This window comes from Streptomyces sp. NBC_01198, from assembly GCF_036010485.1.
Classification (GTDB): Bacteria; Actinomycetota; Actinomycetes; order Streptomycetales; family Streptomycetaceae; genus Actinacidiphila.
Window position 1 is genome coordinate 4,192,603 of record NZ_CP108568.1, and the last position, 17,791, is coordinate 4,210,393.

22 protein-coding genes and 1 tRNA gene are annotated in these 17,791 nt (G+C 72.3%); 7 read left to right on the forward strand and 16 right to left on the reverse strand.

The features are described from left to right. Window positions 1-2: 2 nt before the first annotated feature. The 8 genes from OG702_RS18805 to OG702_RS18840 form a co-directional block, all read right to left on the reverse strand. The gene (locus OG702_RS18805; protein ID WP_327290049.1) at window positions 3-839 is read right to left on the reverse strand and encodes an RNA polymerase sigma factor SigF; all 837 of its coding nucleotides are present in this window, start codon (window positions 837-839) and stop codon (window positions 3-5) included. Between the two features lie 166 nt (window positions 840-1,005). Next, window positions 1,006-1,827 carry an RNA polymerase sigma factor SigF gene (locus OG702_RS18810; protein WP_327290050.1) on the reverse strand — a complete coding sequence of 274 codons (822 nt, stop codon included), beginning with the start codon at window positions 1,825-1,827 and terminating at the stop codon, window positions 1,006-1,008. Window positions 1,828-2,017: 190 nt separating this feature from the next. Further along, a complete protein-coding gene (locus OG702_RS18815; RefSeq protein ID WP_327290051.1) occupies window positions 2,018-2,311 on the reverse strand; it encodes a Dabb family protein in 294 nt (97 codons plus the stop codon). Window positions 2,312-2,334: 23 nt separating this feature from the next. After that, entirely contained in the window at window positions 2,335-2,499 is a 165-nt protein-coding gene (locus tag OG702_RS18820; protein ID WP_327290052.1) for a hypothetical protein, read from the reverse strand. Between the two features lie 228 nt (window positions 2,500-2,727). Further along, window positions 2,728-2,817, reverse strand: a tRNA-Ser gene (locus OG702_RS18825). 41 nt (window positions 2,818-2,858) lie between these two features. After that, on the reverse strand, window positions 2,859-3,296 hold the full coding sequence (locus OG702_RS18830) for a nucleoside deaminase (protein WP_327290053.1): 438 nt from the start codon (window positions 3,294-3,296) through the stop codon (window positions 2,859-2,861). An 83-nt stretch (window positions 3,297-3,379) separates the two neighbouring features. Next, on the reverse strand, window positions 3,380-3,919 hold the full coding sequence (locus OG702_RS18835) for a tRNA adenosine deaminase-associated protein (protein ID WP_327290054.1): 540 nt from the start codon (window positions 3,917-3,919) through the stop codon (window positions 3,380-3,382). A gap of 254 nt (window positions 3,920-4,173) precedes the next feature. Further along, the gene (locus OG702_RS18840) at window positions 4,174-4,338 is read right to left on the reverse strand and encodes a hypothetical protein (protein WP_327290056.1); all 165 of its coding nucleotides are present in this window, start codon (window positions 4,336-4,338) and stop codon (window positions 4,174-4,176) included. Between the two features lie 158 nt (window positions 4,339-4,496). Here OG702_RS18840 and upp point away from each other — a divergent pair, with 158 nt between their 5' ends. Next, on the forward strand, window positions 4,497-5,132 hold the full coding sequence (upp, locus tag OG702_RS18845; RefSeq protein WP_327290057.1) for a uracil phosphoribosyltransferase: 636 nt from the start codon (window positions 4,497-4,499) through the stop codon (window positions 5,130-5,132). A 37-nt stretch (window positions 5,133-5,169) separates the two neighbouring features. On the opposite strand, the gene OG702_RS18850 is transcribed toward upp, so the two are convergent. The 3 genes from OG702_RS18850 to OG702_RS18860 all read right to left on the reverse strand — a co-directional run bounded on the left by OG702_RS18850 (window position 5,170) and on the right by OG702_RS18860 (window position 7,507). Next, a complete protein-coding gene (locus OG702_RS18850) occupies window positions 5,170-5,763 on the reverse strand; it encodes a LytR C-terminal domain-containing protein (RefSeq protein WP_327290058.1) in 594 nt (197 codons plus the stop codon). 87 nt (window positions 5,764-5,850) lie between these two features. Beyond that, entirely contained in the window at window positions 5,851-6,147 is a 297-nt protein-coding gene (locus OG702_RS18855; RefSeq protein WP_033173270.1) for a type II toxin-antitoxin system VapB family antitoxin, read from the reverse strand. Window positions 6,148-6,604: 457 nt separating this feature from the next. After that, window positions 6,605-7,507 (reverse strand): LysR family transcriptional regulator, encoded by a 903-nt coding sequence (locus tag OG702_RS18860; RefSeq protein WP_327290059.1) that lies wholly within the window; start codon window positions 7,505-7,507, stop codon window positions 6,605-6,607. Window positions 7,508-7,650: 143 nt separating this feature from the next. Here OG702_RS18860 and OG702_RS18865 point away from each other — a divergent pair, with 143 nt between their 5' ends. Next, window positions 7,651-9,057 carry an MFS transporter gene (locus OG702_RS18865; protein WP_327290060.1) on the forward strand — a complete coding sequence of 469 codons (1,407 nt, stop codon included), beginning with the start codon at window positions 7,651-7,653 and terminating at the stop codon, window positions 9,055-9,057. 3 nt (window positions 9,058-9,060) lie between these two features. Here OG702_RS18865 and pip read toward each other — a convergent pair whose 3' ends face one another. Continuing rightward, complete coding sequence (gene pip / locus OG702_RS18870; RefSeq protein WP_327290061.1) at window positions 9,061-10,008, reverse strand: prolyl aminopeptidase; 948 nt, start codon at window positions 10,006-10,008, stop codon at window positions 9,061-9,063. A gap of 238 nt (window positions 10,009-10,246) precedes the next feature. On the opposite strand from pip, the gene OG702_RS18875 reads away from it, so the two are divergent. The 3 genes from OG702_RS18875 (at window position 10,247) to OG702_RS18885 (ending at window position 13,169) form a co-directional block, all read left to right on the forward strand. After that, a complete protein-coding gene (locus OG702_RS18875; protein ID WP_327290062.1) occupies window positions 10,247-11,977 on the forward strand; it encodes a SpoIIE family protein phosphatase in 1,731 nt (576 codons plus the stop codon). 70 nt (window positions 11,978-12,047) lie between these two features. Then, window positions 12,048-12,575 carry a J-domain-containing protein gene (locus tag OG702_RS18880; protein WP_327290063.1) on the forward strand — a complete coding sequence of 176 codons (528 nt, stop codon included), beginning with the start codon at window positions 12,048-12,050 and terminating at the stop codon, window positions 12,573-12,575. 12 nt (window positions 12,576-12,587) lie between these two features. Beyond that, window positions 12,588-13,169 (forward strand): hypothetical protein, encoded by a 582-nt coding sequence (locus tag OG702_RS18885; protein WP_327290064.1) that lies wholly within the window; start codon window positions 12,588-12,590, stop codon window positions 13,167-13,169. A gap of 12 nt (window positions 13,170-13,181) precedes the next feature. Here OG702_RS18885 and OG702_RS18890 read toward each other — a convergent pair whose 3' ends face one another. Further along, entirely contained in the window at window positions 13,182-14,291 is a 1,110-nt protein-coding gene (locus tag OG702_RS18890) for a hypothetical protein (protein ID WP_327290065.1), read from the reverse strand. Window positions 14,292-14,478: 187 nt separating this feature from the next. Between OG702_RS18890 and OG702_RS18895 the strand changes: the two genes are divergently transcribed. Then, window positions 14,479-14,751, forward strand: coding sequence for a hypothetical protein (locus OG702_RS18895; protein WP_327290066.1), 273 nt, complete (start codon window positions 14,479-14,481; stop codon window positions 14,749-14,751). Window positions 14,752-14,814: 63 nt separating this feature from the next. On the opposite strand, the gene OG702_RS18900 is transcribed toward OG702_RS18895, so the two are convergent. Then, the gene (locus OG702_RS18900; protein ID WP_327290067.1) at window positions 14,815-15,315 is read right to left on the reverse strand and encodes a DUF5949 family protein; all 501 of its coding nucleotides are present in this window, start codon (window positions 15,313-15,315) and stop codon (window positions 14,815-14,817) included. Window positions 15,316-15,495: 180 nt separating this feature from the next. Between OG702_RS18900 and OG702_RS18905 the strand changes: the two genes are divergently transcribed. Then, window positions 15,496-15,771, forward strand: coding sequence for a chaplin (locus OG702_RS18905; RefSeq protein WP_327290068.1), 276 nt, complete (start codon window positions 15,496-15,498; stop codon window positions 15,769-15,771). A 337-nt stretch (window positions 15,772-16,108) separates the two neighbouring features. Here OG702_RS18905 and OG702_RS18910 read toward each other — a convergent pair whose 3' ends face one another. Both OG702_RS18910 and OG702_RS18915 read right to left on the reverse strand, forming a co-directional pair. Beyond that, window positions 16,109-16,978: a tyrosinase family protein gene (locus OG702_RS18910; protein ID WP_327290069.1), complete on the reverse strand. Its 870-nt coding sequence runs from the start codon at window positions 16,976-16,978 to the stop codon at window positions 16,109-16,111. Between the two features lie 14 nt (window positions 16,979-16,992). Beyond that, on the reverse strand, window positions 16,993-17,436 hold the full coding sequence (locus tag OG702_RS18915; RefSeq protein ID WP_327290070.1) for a tyrosinase family oxidase copper chaperone: 444 nt from the start codon (window positions 17,434-17,436) through the stop codon (window positions 16,993-16,995). Window positions 17,437-17,791: the final 355 nt, after the last annotated feature.

Below are 17,791 nucleotides of genomic sequence, written 5' to 3' on the forward strand. Positions count from 1 at the left end.
CGTCATCCCTCGGTGGTCAGGCCCTCACGCAGTTGCGCCAGCGTGCGGGTCAGCAGCCGGGAGACGTGCATCTGGGAGATGCCGACCTCCTCGCCGATCTGCGACTGCGTCATGTTCGCGAAGAAGCGCAGCATGATGATCTGACGCTCGCGCGGTGGCAGTTGGGCCAGCAGCGGCTTCAGCGACTCGCGGTACTCGACGCCTTCGAGAGCGGCGTCCTCATACCCGAGCCGGTCGGCGAGCGTGCCCTCGCTGCCGTCGTCCTCGGGCGGCGGGGAGTCCAGCGAGCTGGCCGTGTAGGCGTTGCCCACGGCCAGGCCGTCGACCACGTCCTCCTCGGTCACGCCGAGGCACAGGGCGAGCTCCGCCACGGTCGGCGAGCGGTCGAGCCGCTGGGACAGCTCGTCGCTGGCCTTGGTGAGGGCCAGCCGCAGCTCCTGGAGCCGCCGAGGCACCCGTACCGACCAGGAGGTGTCGCGGAAGAACCGCTTCACCTCGCCGACGATCGTCGGCATCGCGAAGGTGGGGAATTCCACCCCGCGTTCGCAGTCGAAGCGGTCGATGGCCTTGATCAGGCCGATCGTGCCGACCTGGACGATGTCCTCCATCGGCTCGTTGCGGCTGCGGAAGCGGGCCGCCGCGTAACGCACGAGCGGGAGGTTCAGCTCGATCAGCGTGTCGCGTACGTAGGTGCGTTCCGGGCTGTCCACCGGCACTTCCGCGAGGCGCAGGAAGAGCGAGCGGGACAGCGTACGGGTGTCGATGGCCTCGCCGTGAAGAGCATCGTGCGGTGCGTCGGTGGTACGGAGCACCTTGGGACTGCCCACCTGTACGGACATGCCACCCCCTTGAGGTCGCGGACGGGTGTCGCGAGCGACGTTGTTCCTCCACTGGAATACCGGAGGTGCGCTCGCGACAAACGCGGTATCCGCAGAATGTCACATGTCGGCAACACGCTGTAGCGCCAAGTCGACATATCTGCGCAGGTGACTTAATCCGTTTCGGTTACGCTTCGAGCTGGTTTGCGGACCTCAGCCGGGCAAAGCTGCGGGACAGCAGCCGGGACACGTGCATCTGGGAAACCCCCAGTTCAGCGCTGATCTGGGACTGCGTCAGGTTGCCGAAGTAGCGCAGCAACAGGATGCGGCGTTCCCGCTCGGGAAGCTGCACCAGAAGATGCCGGACCAGGTCGCGGTGCTCCACGCCGGACAGCGCGGGGTCCTCGTAACCGAGCCGGTCGAGCAGCCCGGGCGCCCCGTCGCCCTCCTGGGCGGCCTCCAGCGAGGTCGCGTGATAGGCCCGTCCCGCCTCCAGGCAGGCCAGCACCTCGTCCTCGGAAAGCTTCAGCCGCTCGGCGATCTCGGCGGTGGTGGGGGACCTGCCGTGCATCACGGTCAGGTCCTCGATCGCGCCGCTGACCTGCACCCACAGCTCGTGCAGCCGGCGCGGTACGTGCACGGTCCGCACGTTGTCGCGGAAGTATCGTTTGATCTCGCCGACCACGGTCGGCATCGCGAAGGTCGGGAACTGCACCCCGCGTTCCGGGTCGAACCGGTCGATGGCGTTGATCAGGCCGATCGTGCCGACCTGGACGACGTCCTCCATCGGCTCGTTGCGGCTGCGGAAGCGGGCCGCGGCGTACCGCACCAGTGGCAGGTTGACCTCGATCAGTGCCGCCCGGACCCGGGAGTGCTCGGCGGTGCCGGGTTCCAGTGTGCGGATCTGTTCGAACAGCACCTGGGTCAGTGCCCGTGCGTCCGCCGCGTTGGTGCTCGGGGTACGCGTCCGTGCGCGGGGATACGTCGTTGACGCCGTACGGGCCGGCACCGGCACATCACACCCCACACTGGTCGACTCATCCGGCAAAAGCGGTCATAGCATCACAATTCATGTGCGGGGTGCGCAAGCACCGCATATTGCCGTGTTGTACAACCGCAGTGCGTTCCCGGCCGGTCCCGGGCACGAAGAAGCCCCCCGCTGGACCGGCGGGGGGCGCGTCGGGGAACGTGCGTACGGGTCAGATCTCGTAGTCCGCGATCACCCAGGTGGCGAATTCGGCCCAGGGCGCGACGGCCGCCTGGTGCGCGGGATGCTCCAGGTACCGGACCAGCGCGCCAGTGTCCGCGACCGAGGAGTTGATCGCGAAGTCGTAGGCGACCGCCCGGTCGCTGACGTTCCACCCGCACTCCCAGGACTCGACCTCGGGCACCAGCCCGCCGAGCTCGGCGAACCCCCGAGCCCCGTCCACCACCCGGGGTTCGTCCCGCGTGACGCCCTCGTTGAGCTTGAACAGCACCAGATGCCGGATCATCGAAACCCTCGCTCGCTGACGTGCTAGTTGGCCAGGTCGTGCATGAACTTTCCGATGCTCTTGGCCGCGTTCGATATTCCGACGAAGCCTACCTGCACAAGATCGGCGGCCCGGGACGGCTGGTTGATGATCGTGTAGAGCACGAAGATCACCAGCACGTACGTGGCGACCTTCCTCGCCTGCGCCATGCGTCTTGCCCTCCCCAGCCGCAGCCAAGCACCAACGGTCACAAGTGTGCAATCAACGAAGTCTATCCATCAGTTGGCGCAATCAGACGGGCGCCCAGCCCTTTGATCGGATGAACGCCACCCGTCGGGCCCGCACCCCTGCCGCCCCGGTCCCGCACCCGCCCCGACCGGCGGAAAAGCCGAACGCCCGTCCACTCCGCGGGAGTGGACGGGCGTTCGCGGTGCTGATGGCGGTAGCGGTGGGATTTGAACCCACGGAGGAGTTGCCCCCTCACACGCTTTCGAGGCGTGCTCCTTAGGCCGCTCGGACACGCTACCGAGACAGATCCTAGCCCACACCGGGGGGTGGGCCGAAATCGTTACGGGGCGGTCGTGCGGAAGAAGTGGGTCAGGAGGGCGGCGGCGGGCGTGGCGAGGACGCCGGGGATGACCTCGGGGCGGTGGTTGAGGCGGCGGTCGCGGATCAGGTCCCACAGGGAGCCGGCCGCGCCGCCCTTGGGGTCGAGGGCCGCGTAGACGACGCGGTCGAGGCGGGACTGCACGATGGCGCCCGCGCACATCGGGCACGGTTCGAGGGTGACCACCAGGGTGCAGCCGGTCAGCCGCCACTGGCCGGTGGCCGCGGCGGCGCGCCGGATGGCCAGCACCTCGGCGTGGGCGGTCGGGTCGCCGGTGGCCTCGCGTTCGTTGCGGGCACGGGCGAGCACGGTCGTGCCGTCCGCGGACAGCACGACCGCGCCCACCGGGACGTCGCCGGTGAGCGGGGCGTGTTCCGCCTCCGCCAGGGCCAGCCGCATGGCGGCCTTCCACGGGTCGCGTACCGGGTCGGCCGGTGGCGCCGCGTCCCCTGGCGGAGGTTCCGATGCCGGTGGGTGTGCTGTCAGCGGACCGCCTCCAGCACGTCGGCACAACCCAGCGCCTCGGCGATCTCGCCCAGCGCCTCGCCGGTGAGCGCGCCGTCGCCGCTGAGTGCCAGCAGCTCCCCGGTGCTCATCCCGAGGTCCGCCAGCAGATCGGTCTCGCCGAGCGGGCCGGTCGGCACATGGTCTTCCGAGGGGCCCGCCATGGCGTCCTCGTCGTCGTCGGTCTCGCCGTCCTCGGTGCCGTCGAGGTCGACCAGGTCATCGAGGTCCTCCGGGTCGCGGCCCAGCACCTCGTCCGTGAGCAGGATCTCTCCGTACGAGCTGCGGGCGGCGGCTGCCGCGTCGGACACGTAGATCCTGGGATCCTCTTCACCGTCGACCCGGATGACGCCGAACCAGGCGTCCTCCTGCTCGATGAAGACCAGAACCGTTTCCTCCTCGTCGCCGGCCGCGCGGGCCAGATCGCTCAGATCGGCGAGGGTTTCCACATTGTCGAGATCGGGTTCGCTCGCGTGCCAACCGTCCTCGGTGCGCGCGAGCAGTGCGGCGAAGTACACCGTGACTCTCCCACTGGTCTCAGGCCGTCCGGACCGGGTGGGGCCGCTTTCGACTTCTGTCGGCCCCGCCCATCGGCATCGTGGCAGAAACCGGGGCGTTGCGAAGGGTCTTCGGCACCGCGACGTGCCAGGTCTTCGTCACTTCTGCGATATTCGGCGATCTTGTACGGCCATTGTGGGGGTACCCGGGTCACCCGCGGACCATGAAGCGGTCACACTGTGCTCATGTGACGCACATCGCAGTTCACGGGCTTTCACCAACGGAAGGTCCGCATCCGCATCTGCTGCCGCATCCGCGCCGCGCGCGCCTTGCGGGGCTGTACCCGTTCGCGGAGCTCCTTGGCCTCGTTCAGCTCCCGCAGGAACGACGCGCGCTTGCGGCGGCGCTCCAGATCGCGTTCGTCATCGTGGTCCGCCATGGGCGCCCACCATCCCTGGAATCGGTTCACCCGGGTGACGCACCGGGTGTACAGACCCGGATTCCCTCTTACGAGCGGTTTACCCCCTCGGCCGCGCACAAGCGACGGGTGTGACGGGGCTGGCCGGGTCCCCCGGGGCGGCCGATACAGTCATCGGTATGCGTCTCCACGTTGTCGACCACCCGCTGGTCGCGCACAAGCTCACCACCCTGCGCGACGAGCGCACCGACTCACCGACCTTCCGCCGGCTCGCGGACGAGCTGGTGACCCTGCTCGCCTACGAGGCCACGCGCGACGTCAGGACCGAGCAGGTCGACATCCGCACGCCTGTCGCACCGACGACCGGGGTGCGGCTGTCGCACCCGCGGCCGCTGGTGGTGCCGATCCTGCGCGCCGGGCTCGGCATGCTCGACGGCATGGTGCGGCTGCTGCCCACCGCCGAGGTCGGCTTCCTGGGCATGGTCCGCGACGAGCAGACGCTGGAGGCGACGACGTACGCCACCCGGATGCCCGACGACCTGTCCGGCCGGCAGGTCTACGTGGTCGACCCGATGCTGGCCACCGGCGGCACCCTGGTGGCGGCCATCAACCTGCTGATCGAGCTGGGCGCCGACGACGTCACGGCGCTGTGCCTGCTCGCCGCCCCCGAGGGCGTGGAACTGATGGAGCGCAAGCTGGCGGGCAAGCCGGTCACCGTGGTCACCGCGGCGGTGGACGAGCGGCTCAACGAGCGCGGGTTCATCGTCCCGGGCCTCGGCGACGCGGGCGACCGCCTCTACGGCACGGTCGGCTGACCGCGGTGGGCGCCCGGAAGGGGCGCCCACCACAGGGTCAGCGGGCGGCGGGAGTCGAGGCGGCGCAGACGGGCTTCGCCGGCGGCGGGTTGGCCGCGACGATCCGCGCCTTGGCCGCGTCCGCCGGGGTGGCCAGTGACCTGAATGCCGAACCGATCATCAGATCGATGGTCTTGTCCTTACGTGTCGGGTCGATTTTCACCGCCGATCCCGCCACTTGGGTGCCGGCCTCCCGGGCGGCGGCCTCCGCGGCGGGGCCCGCCACGATCAGCGCCGACTGGGTGACCTTCTTGTCGTAGGGCGCCGAGGCGTTGCCGAACTTGCCCACCCTGAAGCCGCGTTTGGCCAGCTCGTCGGCGGTGGACTTGGCGAGGCCGCCCCGGACGGTGGCGTTGTAGATGTTCATCGTCACGCCGGCCGGCTGCGGCAGCGCCATCGGCTTCAGCGCGGGCGAGGCCGACACGGCCGGCACGCACGGCCGACTCTGCGGGGCCGCGTTGGCCTTGGTGTCGCCGTCGTCACCGTTGAAGACGTGGAAGAGCTGCAGCGCGCCCCAGCCGAACAGGCCAAGCACGACGACCGAGGCGACGAGCGCGGTCACGATACGGCCGCGTTTTCTGGGTCGTCGCATCCGCGGATACGTATCCCCGGTGACTCGGTACTTCCCGCCCATCCCAGAGGGCGTCAGCATGCTCATGAGCGCAGCGTAAGCGGATTGTCAGTCCATCTCCAGGACCCGGGCGTGGAGCACTTGACGCTGCTGCAGCGCGGCGCGTACCGCCCGGTGCAGGCCGTCTTCCAGATAGAGATCACCCTGCCATTTGACGACATGTGCGAAGAGATCGCCATAGAAGGTGGAGTCCTCGGCGAGCAGCGTCTCCAGGTCGAGCTGTCCCTTGGTGGTCACCAACTGGTCCAGCCGCACGGGTCGGGGGGCGACGTCCGCCCACTCACGCGTACTCACCCGGCCGTGGTCCGGGTACGGCCGAGTGCTTCCGATGCGCTTGAAGATCACACGGAAAGCCTACCGGTCCCGCTTGCGCGGGCGCAGCAGTGGCGACGTGGTGCGGTGACGCCAAATGGGGCATAGGGGGGCAGGTGGGGGATGTGATGCGGCCATGAGCCCGCAATTTCCTGGCGCCGCCCGACCAATGGCCTCCCGGCCGCGCTTGAGCCTGACCTTCCGCGGGCCGCGGTGGTTGGCGCTTCCCCTCCGCGGGGGGGGGGTGCCCGACAGGGGCGCGGGGAACTGCGCGCTCCGCCGACCACCGGCCGGTGGTCCGGTACGGACCGAACAGCCCCCTTCGGTCGGTGACGACCCGCGCGCCGGTGGGGGCTGGTCGCGCAGTTCCCCGCGCCCCTGGGGTGATGGCGGTCCGTTGACACGGGACGGCGCGTGGGGGCTCGGGGGCGGAGTCCCGCGCTCCTGTCGGGGGCCCCCTTGCCGCAGAGGAAACCGCGCCCCGGAGGGGCTACGTGGCGGCCGCGTAGAGGAGGGCGCGGGTGGCGGGCGGGGTCGGGTCGGAGGGGGACCAGGTCAGGCGGAGGTGGAGGGTCGGGAGGGGGAGGTGCAGGGCGACCAACGTGCCGGCGGCCAGATCGGGGGTCACCGCGAAGGCGGGCAGCAGGGCCATGCCCACGCCCTGCCTGGCCCAGGCCCGCATGACGGCGACGCTGCCGGCCTGGACGCGTTCGACGGCCGGGCCGAAGATCTTGGCGGCGGTGAGCGCGAAGGAGCAGGACGACGCGGTATTGACCAGCAGCCGGTGCCCGTCGAAGTCCGCAGGGGCCAGGGCGGGCGCGCCGGCGTGCGGGTGGGCCGGGGAGCCGACCAGGACCAGCGGGACCGGGTCGAGGTCGACGAAGTCCAGCGGGCCGACCGAGGGGAGGGGGAAGCCCAGGTCGCCGAGGGCGCTCCCGGTGTCCAGCACCAGCGCCGCGTCGAGCTCGCCGGCCCCCACCGCGGCGAGCAGCGCGTCGCGCGAGGGGTCGGAGCGGACCTCGACCCGCAGCCCGGGGCGCCGGGCTGCGAGCCTGGCCAGGATCGCGGGGACGAGCTCGGCGGCGATCGACTCCAGCGCTCCGAGCCGCACCCTGGTCACCTCGCGGGCCGCGGCATCGGCGGCGACCACCTCGCGGCGGGCCTGCTCGGCCTGGTCGAGCAGCCGCGCGGCCCAGACCAGCAGCTGCTCGCCGGCGGACGTGGGGCGCATGCCGCGCGGGTCGCGGACGAAGAGCTGCACGCCCAGCGACCGCTCCAGGGTGCGTACCGCCTGGGACACCGACGAGGGGGCCAGGCCGAGGGCGACGGCGGCGTCCGTGACGCTGCCCTCGCGGACGACGGCCTCGAAGGTCCGCAGCTGGCGCAGTTCCATCGCTCACTTCCCGTTCCGATGCGTTCGGCGCGGCCGAATGCCGTGTGCGGCGGCGCCGGTGGAGCCGGGGCGCGGGCCGGCCGCAGGCTGACAGGCGTTCCCGAACCCTGCGATCCGGCTCAGTCCGGACGACCGGAGTGGTGATGCCTGGCATGTCCCCCGACCGGAAACCGTACGCGCTGCTCGGCATCGCGCTCGGCTACTTCATGGTGCTCCTCGACATGACCGTTCTGTCGGTCGCGGAACCCGACCTGTCCCGCTCGCTCGGCGGCTCGGTGGCCGGGCTGCAGTGGGCGGTGACCGGCTACACCGTCGCCTTCGGCGCGCTGCTGCTGTCCGCTGGGGCGGCCGCCGACCGCTTCGGCGCGCACCGGCTCTTCCGCGGCGGTGTCGCCGTCTTCGGCGCCGGATCGCTGCTGTGCGCGGCGGCCCCGGAGCTGTGGACGCTGGTCGTGCTGCGCGCGGTGCTCGGCGTCGCGGCGGCGGCCTGCGTGCCCAGTTCCATGGCGCTGATCACCCGGCTCTACCCGGATCCGGCCGGGCGGGCCCGTGCGGTCGCGGTGTGGGCCGCGGTCAGCGGGGCCGCGCTCGCCGCCGGGCCGATCGCCGGCGGGCTGCTGGTGGGCCTGGGGGGCTGGCGGGCGGTCTTCCTCGTCAACGTGCCGATCGCCGCGCTCACCCTCGCCCTGGTGTCGGGAAGCGCGCTGCACTGCCCTGCCGCGCCCGACCGGCGCATCGACCGCACGGGGCAGGTGCTCGCCTGCGCCGCCCTGGCGCTGGGCACGGACGCGCTGATCGCCCTGGGCGGGCGGCACTGGGCGCACACCGCGTGGTCCTGCGCCGCGGCCGTCGCCACGGGTGTGCTGTTCGGGATACGGGAGCGGCGCAGCACCTCCCCCGTGCTGTCCAGGGCGGTACTGCGGGCGCCGGGCATGGCGGCGATGCTGCTGGCCGGTGCGGCGGTCGGCTTCACGCTGACCGGCGCGCTGTTCGTGCTGCCGCTGCTGCTGCAGCAGCGCCTCGGCTACAGCGCGGTCGGCACCGGGCTGGCCTTCCTGCCGATGACGCTGCCGACGGCCTTCAACCCGCTGCTGACCGGCCGCATCGTCGCCCGCACCGGCCCGCGCGGACCGGTGCTCGCCGGGCTGTGCCTGCTGGCCGCCGGGGCCGCCGCCATGGGCGCCGTCGTGTGGACCGGGGCGCCCTACGCGCTGCTCGCGGCGGGTCTGGCCGCGGCCGGCTTCGGCGTCTCCTTCGCGCTGCCCGCCCTCACCACCGCGGTCATCACGCTGGCCCCCGACGGCTCGGCGGGGGCAGCGGGAGGCCTGTTCAACGCGCTGCGCCAGCTCGGCGCCACCCTGGGCGTCGCCGTCCTCGGCGCCTTCGTCACCGTCGCCATGCACCGGGGTGAGGGGCGCGCCGACCACGGCGTGGCAGAGGCCCTGCTGCTGGCCGCCGCGGTCTGCGCGGCGGCGGCGACCGTCGCGGTGGCGGGCCGGCGTGCGCGCCGGGAGGTCGCCGTCCCGGTCCTCGAACCGGTACGGCGCTGACCGCTACCGCGTGGCGTACGCGGCCAGGGCCGCACGGACGTTCGCGCTCATCGTCGCGCTGCCCTTGTGACCGGAGTCGGCCACCACCGTCAGCCGGGCGTCCGGCCAACCGCGTACGAGGTGGTAGGCGGTGTCGACCGGCGTGCTCAGGTCCAGCCTGCCGTGGAAGAGGGCGCCGGGGATGCCGGCCAGCCGGGGGGCGCCGTCGATCAGGGCGCCCTCCGGCAGCCAGGCCGCGTGCGAGAAGTAGTGGCTGGTGATCCGCACCATCGCCAGCCGCGCGGCGGAGGGCCGGTCGCTGTACGGGCGCGGGCTGCCGCTCGGCTCCAGTGACAGCACCGCGTCCTCCCAGGCGCACCAGTCCGCGGTGGCCCGCTCGCGTACGGCCGCGTCGGGGTGCCCGGCCAGTGCCGCGTAGGCCGCCACGACGTCCTGCGGCGCCACGTCGGGGCCGCCGGCCCCGGCGCGGAAACGCTCCCACTCGCCGGGGAAGAACCGGCCCACTCCGCGGTAGAGCCAGTCGATCTCCGCGCGGCGGGTGGTCGTCACACCGTTGATCACGATCTCGGTGACCCGCTCGGGGTGCCGCTGCGCGTACGCCAGGATCAGTGTCGAACCCCACGAGCCGCCCATCAGCAGCCAGCGCTCGATCCCGAGGTGGCGGCGGAGCAGCTCCATGTCGGCGATGAGGTGGTCGGTGGTGTTGCGGGCCAGGTCCGTCGCCGGATCCGAGGCGTGCGGCAGGCTGCGGCCGCAGTTGCGCTGGTCGAACAGCACGGCTCGGTAGGCCCGCGGGTCGAAGAGGGTGCGGTGGCCCGGCGTGCAGCCCGAGCCGGGGCCGCCGTGCACGACGAGCGCGGGCTTGCCCTGGGGGTTGCCGCACTCCTCCCAGTACACGAGATCGCCGTCGCCGACGTCCAGCATCCCGTGGTTGTAGGGCTCAGCATCCATGTGCGGCTCCAGCGCCTCTCAACGTCGCACCCCGTGGTGCGTCCCGGCCCGTCGCGCGGTCCGCCGCGCCCGTAGATCCTCCCGCCATCCCCCGCCCCCCGGCCACCGGGTTTCCCCGGGTCGCCGGGGACGCGGCCCGGGTGGCACCGATCGCACCCCTTCGGAGAGCAGATCGGGCAGGTGGCGCGCAAGGTGGAACGTAGGCGAGGGGCGGCAGGAACGGGCAGGAGGGACGGGGATGCACGACGACCCTCCGGCGAAGGCCGGTGCGTGGGCACCGGCGGACGCCGGTGCGTGGGCGTGGAGCGCGCTGCTGGGCGGCACGACCGCCGGCGTCGCCGTGCTGGACACCGACCTGCGCTATGTGTACGTCAACCCGGCGCTGGCCGCCATGAACGGCGTGGCCGCCGAGGCGCACATCGGGCGGACGATCTCCGAGATCGCCCCGGACGTGGACGTCGGCGTCGGCACCCTGCGCGAGGTGCTGGCGGACGGCCGCACCCGGGAGATCGTGGCGACCGGGCAGACCCGCGCGGACTCCCCGCACCGGATGCGCGTCTGGCGCGGCACCTACCACCGGCTGGAGGGCCCGCAGGGCGAGGTGCGCGGCCTGGGCGCGGTGGTCTTCGAGGTCAGCAAGGAGTACGAGGCCCGGGCGGAGCTGGAGCGGACCAGGGAGCGGCTGCAGCTGCTGGACACGGCGGCGGTGCGGATCGGCCGGACGCTGGAGGTGGACCGCACCTGCCAGGAGCTGTGCGACCTGCTGGTCGAGGTGATCGCCGACGTGGCCACCGTGGAGGTGCTGGCGATGCACGGCACCGAGGGCCGCCGCCCGCCGGCCGGCGGGATGCTGCGGATGCGCCGGGCGGCGATGGCGGCGGTGCCCCGGTTGCGGGAGTCGGTGCAGCAGTTCGGCGTGCCGGGCGAGCACGTCGACTACCAGCCGGGCTCGGCGATCCCGCGCTGCCTGGAGACGGGCAGGCCGATGACGTACAACGTGCCCGGCGACGCGGAACTGCGCAGGTCGGCGCCCAATCCGGACCGGGTGGCCGCCTTCCGCGCGGCGGGCATCCACTCGGCTCTGGTGGTGCCGCTGGCGGCGCGCGGGGAGCAGCTGGGCACGGTGACCCTGATCAGGGCCGGCTCCTCCCCGGTCTTCGGCGAGGAGGACGTCGCGGTGGCGGTGGCGCTCGCCGACCGCGCCGCGATCAGCATGGACAACGCCCGCCGCTACAGCCGCGAGCACGGCATCGCGGTGGAGCTGCAGCGGGCACTGCTGGCCACGCCCGGCGCCCCGAACGCGCGGATCGACGTCGCCACCCGCTACCTGCCGGCCGGGGCGACGGACCTGGTCGGCGGCGACTGGTTCGACACCATGGCCCTGCCCTCCGGGGCCACCCTGCTGGCGATGGGCGACGTGATGGGCCACGGCGTCGAAGCGGCCGTGGAGATGAGCCACTACCGCTCGATGCTGCGGGTGGTCGCGGGCCACGCCGACCCGCCGGACCGGATCCTGCGCCGGATGGACACGCTGCTGGCCGCCGCGGGCATCGAGCGGCCCGCGACCTGCCTGCTGGCGCTGGCGGACCCCCTGCGCGGCGGCATCTGGTTCGCCAACGCCGGCCACCTGCCGCCCGCCATCATCACCCCGGACGGCCGGGTGCGGCTGCTGGACGTACCACCGGGCCCGCCGCTCGGCGCGGAGCTGCGGGGGCGGTACGAGGCGGTGTACGTACGCTGGCGGGCCGGCGACACCCTGCTGCTGTACACAGACGGCCTGATCGAGCGGCGCACCGAGGACATCGACGTCTCGCTGGCCAGGCTGGCCGGGCTGGAGCTGCCGCACGCGGCCGGCCCGCTGGAGCCGCTGCTCGCCCGTATCGTGCAGCGGCTCGCGCCCGCCGTCGCCGAGGACGACGTCGCGCTGCTGGCCGCCCGGGCCCGTCCGCTGTCCGGTGGCCGCTTGTAGCCTGGACGGAGCGCCGTCGTCGTACGGGCCCCGCGTCCTGGGGGCCGTACGGGATCGGGAGGAGTGCGGCATGACCGAACGCAAGCCGCCCGGTGTCTCCTTCGAGACCTGGGCCGACAAGCAGATCCGCGACGCCGAGCGCCGCGGGGAATTCGCGGCACTGCCGGGGGCCGGCAAGCCGCTGCCGTCGCTGGACGCGCCCTATGACGAGATGTGGTGGATCCGCCGCAAGATGCAGCAGGAGGGCCTGTCCGCGCTGCCGCCGTCGCTGGTGCTGCGCAAGGAGGCCGAAGACGCCATGGAGGCCGTCGCGCGGGCGGCCACCGAGGCGCAGGTGCGGCGGATCGTCGGGACGATCAACGACAAGCTGAGGGAGGCGCTGCGGCGCCCGCCCGAGGGCCCGCCGCTGGGCCGCGGGCTCTTCGACGTCGAGCAGGTCGTCGCGGACTGGCGGGCCGCCAGGGCGGAGGAGGCGGCGGCTGCGGCCGAGGCAGTTGAGGCGGCGGAGGCGGCGGCCCGCGCCGCGGGGCCCGCCGCGGACGGGGAGCCCGCGCGGGGCGGCTGGGGACGGCTGTTCCGCAGGCGCCGCTCGGCCTGATAGGCATGGGCGATGCGCTTCGAATCCGTTCCCATGCCGCGGTCCGTCGAGGCCAGGCCGCGTGATGTGCGCGGCTATCCGGTCCCCGCGATCACCCCGTGGGACGGCGACCAGCCGCAGTTCGCGCTGACCGACTACGAGCGCAGCGCGAAGTGCGCCCGGGGGCGGCTGTGTTCGGTGTGCGACGTGCTGATGCCGCGAGGCCCGGTCTGGCGGGTGGTGGGCGGACCGGAGAGCACGGCGATCGGCGAGGCGCTGGCCGCCGGGCGGCCGTACCGCAATCTCGCGGCCACCCTGGAAGGCCCGGGTCACCGGGCGTGCATGCTCTACGCCTCGATGGTGTGCCCCTACCTGGCCAGGCCCAACGCCCGCCGCGGCACCAGCGCGAACGCCGCGGACGACATGACGGCGCATGTGGTCAGGGGCGCGGTGCGCGGGTCGATGGGCGCGGTGGTTGGCTTCGCCGACTACGAGTTCGCGGTGACCGCCTCGCAGGTGCTCTTCCGCTTCGTCGACGTCGTGGAGTTCCTGCCCCACGACGTCGCGGACGCCCACCTCGACGCGCTGCGGACGGAGTTGGCCGACCGCCGTTAGCACGGGGGCAGTTCAGCCGCGGTAGGCGGGCAGGCCCAGGTAACCGGACACCTTGACCGGGGCCTTGGAGCCGTCGGCGGGCAGCGTCACGATGCCGTCCGGGGTGCGGGCGGCGATGGTCTTCCCGTCGGCGGAGAAGGCCGGCTCGGTGTAGTCGGTGGTCGCGTTCGGGGTGAGGTCGGTGAACTGCGCGGCGTTGTTGCCGGGCGTCTCGCGGAAGAGGTGGTCGTGGCCGCCCACCGAGCGGACGAAGACGAAGCCCTCGTCCTCGTCCGGCGCGGCCGCGGGCTCGGAGCCCTTGGTGATCGCGGAGCCCTGCTGCCGCAGGTAGTCGTCGCGGATGTAGACATGGCCGTCGGCGCTGTTGGCGTAGACGGCGCTGCCGTGCGTGCCGCTGCCGCTGGGCCACACATTGCCGGTCTTCGGCAGCGGCTTGACGTTCTCGCCGGACTCGTTGCCCAGACTCAGCACGGTGGGCCGGGCGTTGTGGCCGGTGGCGGGGACGCCGTAGAGCCGGGACACGCCGTCCTTGCGGGCGGCGAAGAACAGGTTGTCCTGCTTCGGCTGGTCGTTGGCCGGGTCGGCCTTGCGTACCTGCCAGGTGGGGTGGGACCAGTTCTGGTCACCCGGATTCTTCGCCACGACTCTGCGGCCGCTGCCGTCCTGCCTGCTCACGACGAGGTCGCCGGCGCCGTCCACGAAGGCCGCGGTGCTGCCGTCGGGCGACCAGGTCAGGTCGCGCACCGCGGTGCCGAAGTCGACCCGGGTGCCGTTCATCACCACGAAGCGGGTGCCGTCGCTGATGGTCAGGCCGTTGTGCGCGGTGCCGTTGAGCGGCGGGCCGGACGTCGGCGAGGTGCTGGCGGCGGGCCTGCCCGGCGCTCCCTTGCCGTCGGAGGCGGGGGTGCCGGCGGTGGTGCTGCTCGCCGACGGCCCGGGGCCGTCCGCGCCGGCGGCGTCCTCCGGGCCGCAGCCGGTGAGCGCGAAGCCGAGGCCCGCGGTGATCCCGGCGGTGAGGGCGATGGCGGCGGCGGTGGTACGGCGTCCGGCGCGAGCGGGCATGGCGGTTTCCCCCTGGTCAAGCACGACGGTGAGCGCGGCGGCGCGGTCCGCACCTGCCACTCTGGAAAGCCTGCCCGGCCAACGTCGCCCTCCTGTCAGGCCGTTGTCACGCGCGTGCAACAGCGGCCGGGCGTCCCGGGCGCCGTCGCCGTGTGGCGCCGCAGGGCCGGGTGCCGTCCCAGGCGGGCCGGCGCTGTGCTGGGGTGACCCGGCGTGCCCTGGTGGCCGGTCACTCGTTGTAAGGATCATGAACGTACGCCGATTCCTCAGCAAGGCAGCGGCAGGCTCGGTCCTGCTCGCCGCCGCCACGTCCGCGACCGCGGCGGCCCAGGCTGCCGACCTCGGCAGCACCCTCAGCGGTACGGCGGTGACCGCGCAGGCCGCCGGTGAGCAGGCCACCACGGCGACGCAGGGGGTGCTCGCGCAGTCCGGCGTCGGCCAGAAGGTCTCGGCTGTCAAGAAGGCCGTCCAGGCCGGCTCGGACGCCGTCAGCGCCGGCAACGAACTCGTGAACCAGTAAGGCCCGCCCGCCGCCCGCCCCCGCACGACGGCCCGTCGTGCGGGGGCGGCGCACCCGCGCCCGTCAGCTGAGCGTGCCCACCGGCACCAGGCAGTGCGCGGCCGTGCCGAGGACGGCCTCGTCCGCCGCGAAGGCCTGCAGCGCGGCCTCGGTGACCGCCCGGCCGGGTACGGCCTCGGGCCACGGCCGGCTGGCCAGGATGACGTAGACCGTGCCGCGGTCGCGCGCGGCCGTGACCCACTGCTCGGGCACGGGGCAGGCCACATGCAGATACGGCATCGTCAGGACCGCCTTGCCGCCTTCGACCAGCACCTTCACCGGGGACTTCGGCACCTGGGCCACATCGAGGACCGCGCCGCCGACCGGCAGCCCCGCCTCCTTCGCGACGATCAGGGCGGCGGCCTCCGAGCCCTCGCGGCCCGCCACGCCGTCACCGAGGGTATAAGCCATCAGGAATGCCATGTCGCGGCCGTCATCCTGGTGTTCGCCGGCCCACGGGATCACCACGAGGGTGCCCAGGCGGTTCATCAGTGACGTGTCGGACGCGGTATTGGTCTGGGTCATGCGCCGGACCCTAACGGCCGGAAGTGCCGGACCGCCGCGTATGTCACTCCAACGGGGGAATCCGATACCGAATCACCGGTTCAGCTCAACTTGCGTGACTATTCCTGATCTCCTCCCGTTGCGCACTGCGTCAAAGCCGCGGTTCTTTGCGGCTGCTTTTTTCATCTCAGGGAGATCTTGATGTCGCGTATCGCAAAGGCTGCGGCTGTCACCGCCGCCGCGGGTGCCGTACTGGCCGCGGGTGCCGGGATGGCCGCTGCCGACGCCGGTGCCCAGGGCGCTGCTGTCGGTTCCCCGGGCGTGCTGTCCGGCAACCTGATCCAGGTCCCGGTCCACGTTCCGGTCAACGTCTGCGGCAACTCCATCAACGTGGTCGGCCTGCTGAACCCGGCGTTCGGCAACCAGTGCGAGAACAGCTCGGTCACGCACGTCACGGACGACAGCGCGGAGTGGTAAATCCCGCGCCAGCGCGGCCTCCCGGCACCTGGTGCCGGGAGGCCGTTTCGCGTGCGGGAGCCGCTCGTCATTCCTCTTCCTCTGCTGGTCGGTCTTCCTCCTCGCTCCCTTCGCGGGCGACCTCGTGCCTCGGCCGACCGCTACGGGACCTCGCTCGTCATTCCTCTTCCTCTGCTGGTCGGTCTTCCTCCTCGCTCCCTTCGCGGGCGACCTCGTGCCTCGGCCGACCGCTACGGGACCTCGCTCGTCATTCCTCTTCCTCTGCTGGTCGGTCTTCCTCCTCGCTCCCTTCGCGGGCGACCTCGTGCCTCGGCCGACCGCTACGGGACCTCGCTCGTCATTCCTCTTCGTAGGAGTAGAACCGGCGATGATCCTTCATCGCCGCCGGCTTCACGTTGAACGGCGGCATCGGCTCCTGCGCGCTGACCACCCGGCCGTGTTCGGGGTCCTTGGCGGCCAGTGGCCTGGACGGCAGGTAGGCCGAGGCGGGGTGGCGGCGCTGCCAGCGCACCCAGATCAGGTCGATGAAGGCGTGGTGCAGCCAGAAGACCGGGTCGTTCGGTGAGGCGGCGCCGATCATGTGGCCGCCGACCCACTGGTGGACCCGGTTGTGCAGGTAGCCGCCCTTGGTCTCGCTGACCGTCCAGCCCTCGATCTTGTTGCGGAAGCCCTGCGTGCTGGGCGCGGAGTTCCACGGCGACACGTCGTACGTGGCGATCGCAAGCGCGCCGTTCAGCTCGGCCTTGGTGGGCAGCGTGATGGGGCGGTCGGGGCGCCCGATGTTGCGGGTCAGGTACTTCTCGCTGGTGACGCCGTAGTTGATCGGCCAGCCGCCCGCCTCGTACGCGAACGGCCCGGTCATCACCTGCCCGTCGCTGCGCCGCCCGTTGCCGCCCATGAAGTCCGACGCCCATAGCGCGGACGACGCCTTGTTGTCGGTCGTCCAGTCCCAGTACGGGATGGTGACCCCTGGGTCGATCGTCTGCAGCTCGCGCTCGAAGACCAGCAGGAACTGCCGGTGCCACGGGAAGAACGTCGGCGCCATGTGCGCCATCCGCAGCCCGCTCTCCCCGTCCGCGGCGAAGTACTCGGCGTGCAGCCGCACGTACTTGTCGTACCTGCCCGCGCGCTTGAGCTCGACGACCGCCTCGACGAAGCGGGTGCGCTGGCTGCTGGTCAGATTCCTCTGGTTCATGCGGGTGTACACCGGTGACGCCCCGATCAGTGGTGGTGCTCGGTGGTCATGGACAACTCGGCACGCCCGATGACGTCGACCGCTCCCCTGGCGGTGGCCAGCGGCGTCGTGAAGGGCTGGTAGTGGTTGGCCGCGCTGATCCAGCTGCCGTCCACCCGCCGCATGACCTGCAACGGCATCCCGTCGACCTTGATGGCGACGCCGTCCTCGCCGGGGTCGGGGAAACCCTGGATGCGACGACCCCGGTAGACCTCGTCGAAGAGCGCGGGCACGGCCCCCGGCGCGAGCGGCGCCTGCGGCGCTCCGCCGGCCCCGGTGCCCGGCGCGGTGGCGGCCGCGGTCCCGGGGCCGCCGGGCGCGGCGTCCGTATCCGTCTGACGTGCCGTCATCATGGGCCGCAGCGCCGCCGCGGTCCCCGACACCGCGGCCACCGCCGTCACGCCCGATCCGATCACCCGTCTGCGGGTCACGGAGGAGCGTCGAGATCTCCCGTGACTTTTCCCCGCGGCATCGGATTCGCCCATGGCCGACTCCTCTCGTCCGATTCTGACCGGCAGGTGCCGGGCAATCATGCAGCCGTAGGGGTGAGCAACTGCGGATTATCGGTACGCGCTGACCGGAAATTCATCCGCCCGAGTGATGCCCACATCGGCTTCCTGCCGGTATGGCGCGGCGATATTGACGATACGTCGGAAAACGGCGCCGAGCCGTAGGCCTTCGCACGCACGGCATCTGACGGCACGTATGGCCCACGCCGAAGCGCGCATTCATTTCTCATACGTTATGACTGGCCGTGAGGAGGCACGCCTCACCCCCACCCGTGCC

Bases quoted from the DNA above. Each gene is read 5' to 3' on its own strand.
- OG702_RS18805 (WP_327290049.1), bottom strand. From the start codon at position 839: ATGTCCGTACAGGTGGGCAGTCCCAAGGTGCTCCGTACCACCGACGCA.
- OG702_RS18815 (WP_327290051.1), bottom strand. From the start codon at position 2,311: ATGATCCGGCATCTGGTGCTGTTCAAGCTCAACGAGGGCGTCACGCGG.
- OG702_RS18820 (WP_327290052.1), bottom strand. From the start codon at position 2,499: ATGGCGCAGGCGAGGAAGGTCGCCACGTACGTGCTGGTGATCTTCGTG.
- OG702_RS18830 (WP_327290053.1), bottom strand. From the start codon at position 3,296: ATGCGGCTGGCCCTGGCGGAGGCGGAACACGCCCCGCTCACCGGCGAC.
- OG702_RS18840 (WP_327290056.1), bottom strand. From the start codon at position 4,338: ATGGCGGACCACGATGACGAACGCGATCTGGAGCGCCGCCGCAAGCGC.
- upp (WP_327290057.1), top strand. From the start codon at position 4,497: ATGCGTCTCCACGTTGTCGACCACCCGCTGGTCGCGCACAAGCTCACC.
- OG702_RS18850 (WP_327290058.1), bottom strand. From the start codon at position 5,763: ATGCGACGACCCAGAAAACGCGGCCGTATCGTGACCGCGCTCGTCGCC.
- OG702_RS18860 (WP_327290059.1), bottom strand. From the start codon at position 7,507: ATGGAACTGCGCCAGCTGCGGACCTTCGAGGCCGTCGTCCGCGAGGGC.
- OG702_RS18865 (WP_327290060.1), top strand. From the start codon at position 7,651: ATGCCTGGCATGTCCCCCGACCGGAAACCGTACGCGCTGCTCGGCATC.
- pip (WP_327290061.1), bottom strand. From the start codon at position 10,008: ATGGATGCTGAGCCCTACAACCACGGGATGCTGGACGTCGGCGACGGC.
- OG702_RS18875 (WP_327290062.1), top strand. From the start codon at position 10,247: ATGCACGACGACCCTCCGGCGAAGGCCGGTGCGTGGGCACCGGCGGAC.
- OG702_RS18880 (WP_327290063.1), top strand. From the start codon at position 12,048: ATGACCGAACGCAAGCCGCCCGGTGTCTCCTTCGAGACCTGGGCCGAC.
- OG702_RS18885 (WP_327290064.1), top strand. From the start codon at position 12,588: ATGCGCTTCGAATCCGTTCCCATGCCGCGGTCCGTCGAGGCCAGGCCG.
- OG702_RS18895 (WP_327290066.1), top strand. From the start codon at position 14,479: ATGAACGTACGCCGATTCCTCAGCAAGGCAGCGGCAGGCTCGGTCCTG.
- OG702_RS18900 (WP_327290067.1), bottom strand. From the start codon at position 15,315: ATGACCCAGACCAATACCGCGTCCGACACGTCACTGATGAACCGCCTG.
- OG702_RS18905 (WP_327290068.1), top strand. From the start codon at position 15,496: ATGTCGCGTATCGCAAAGGCTGCGGCTGTCACCGCCGCCGCGGGTGCC.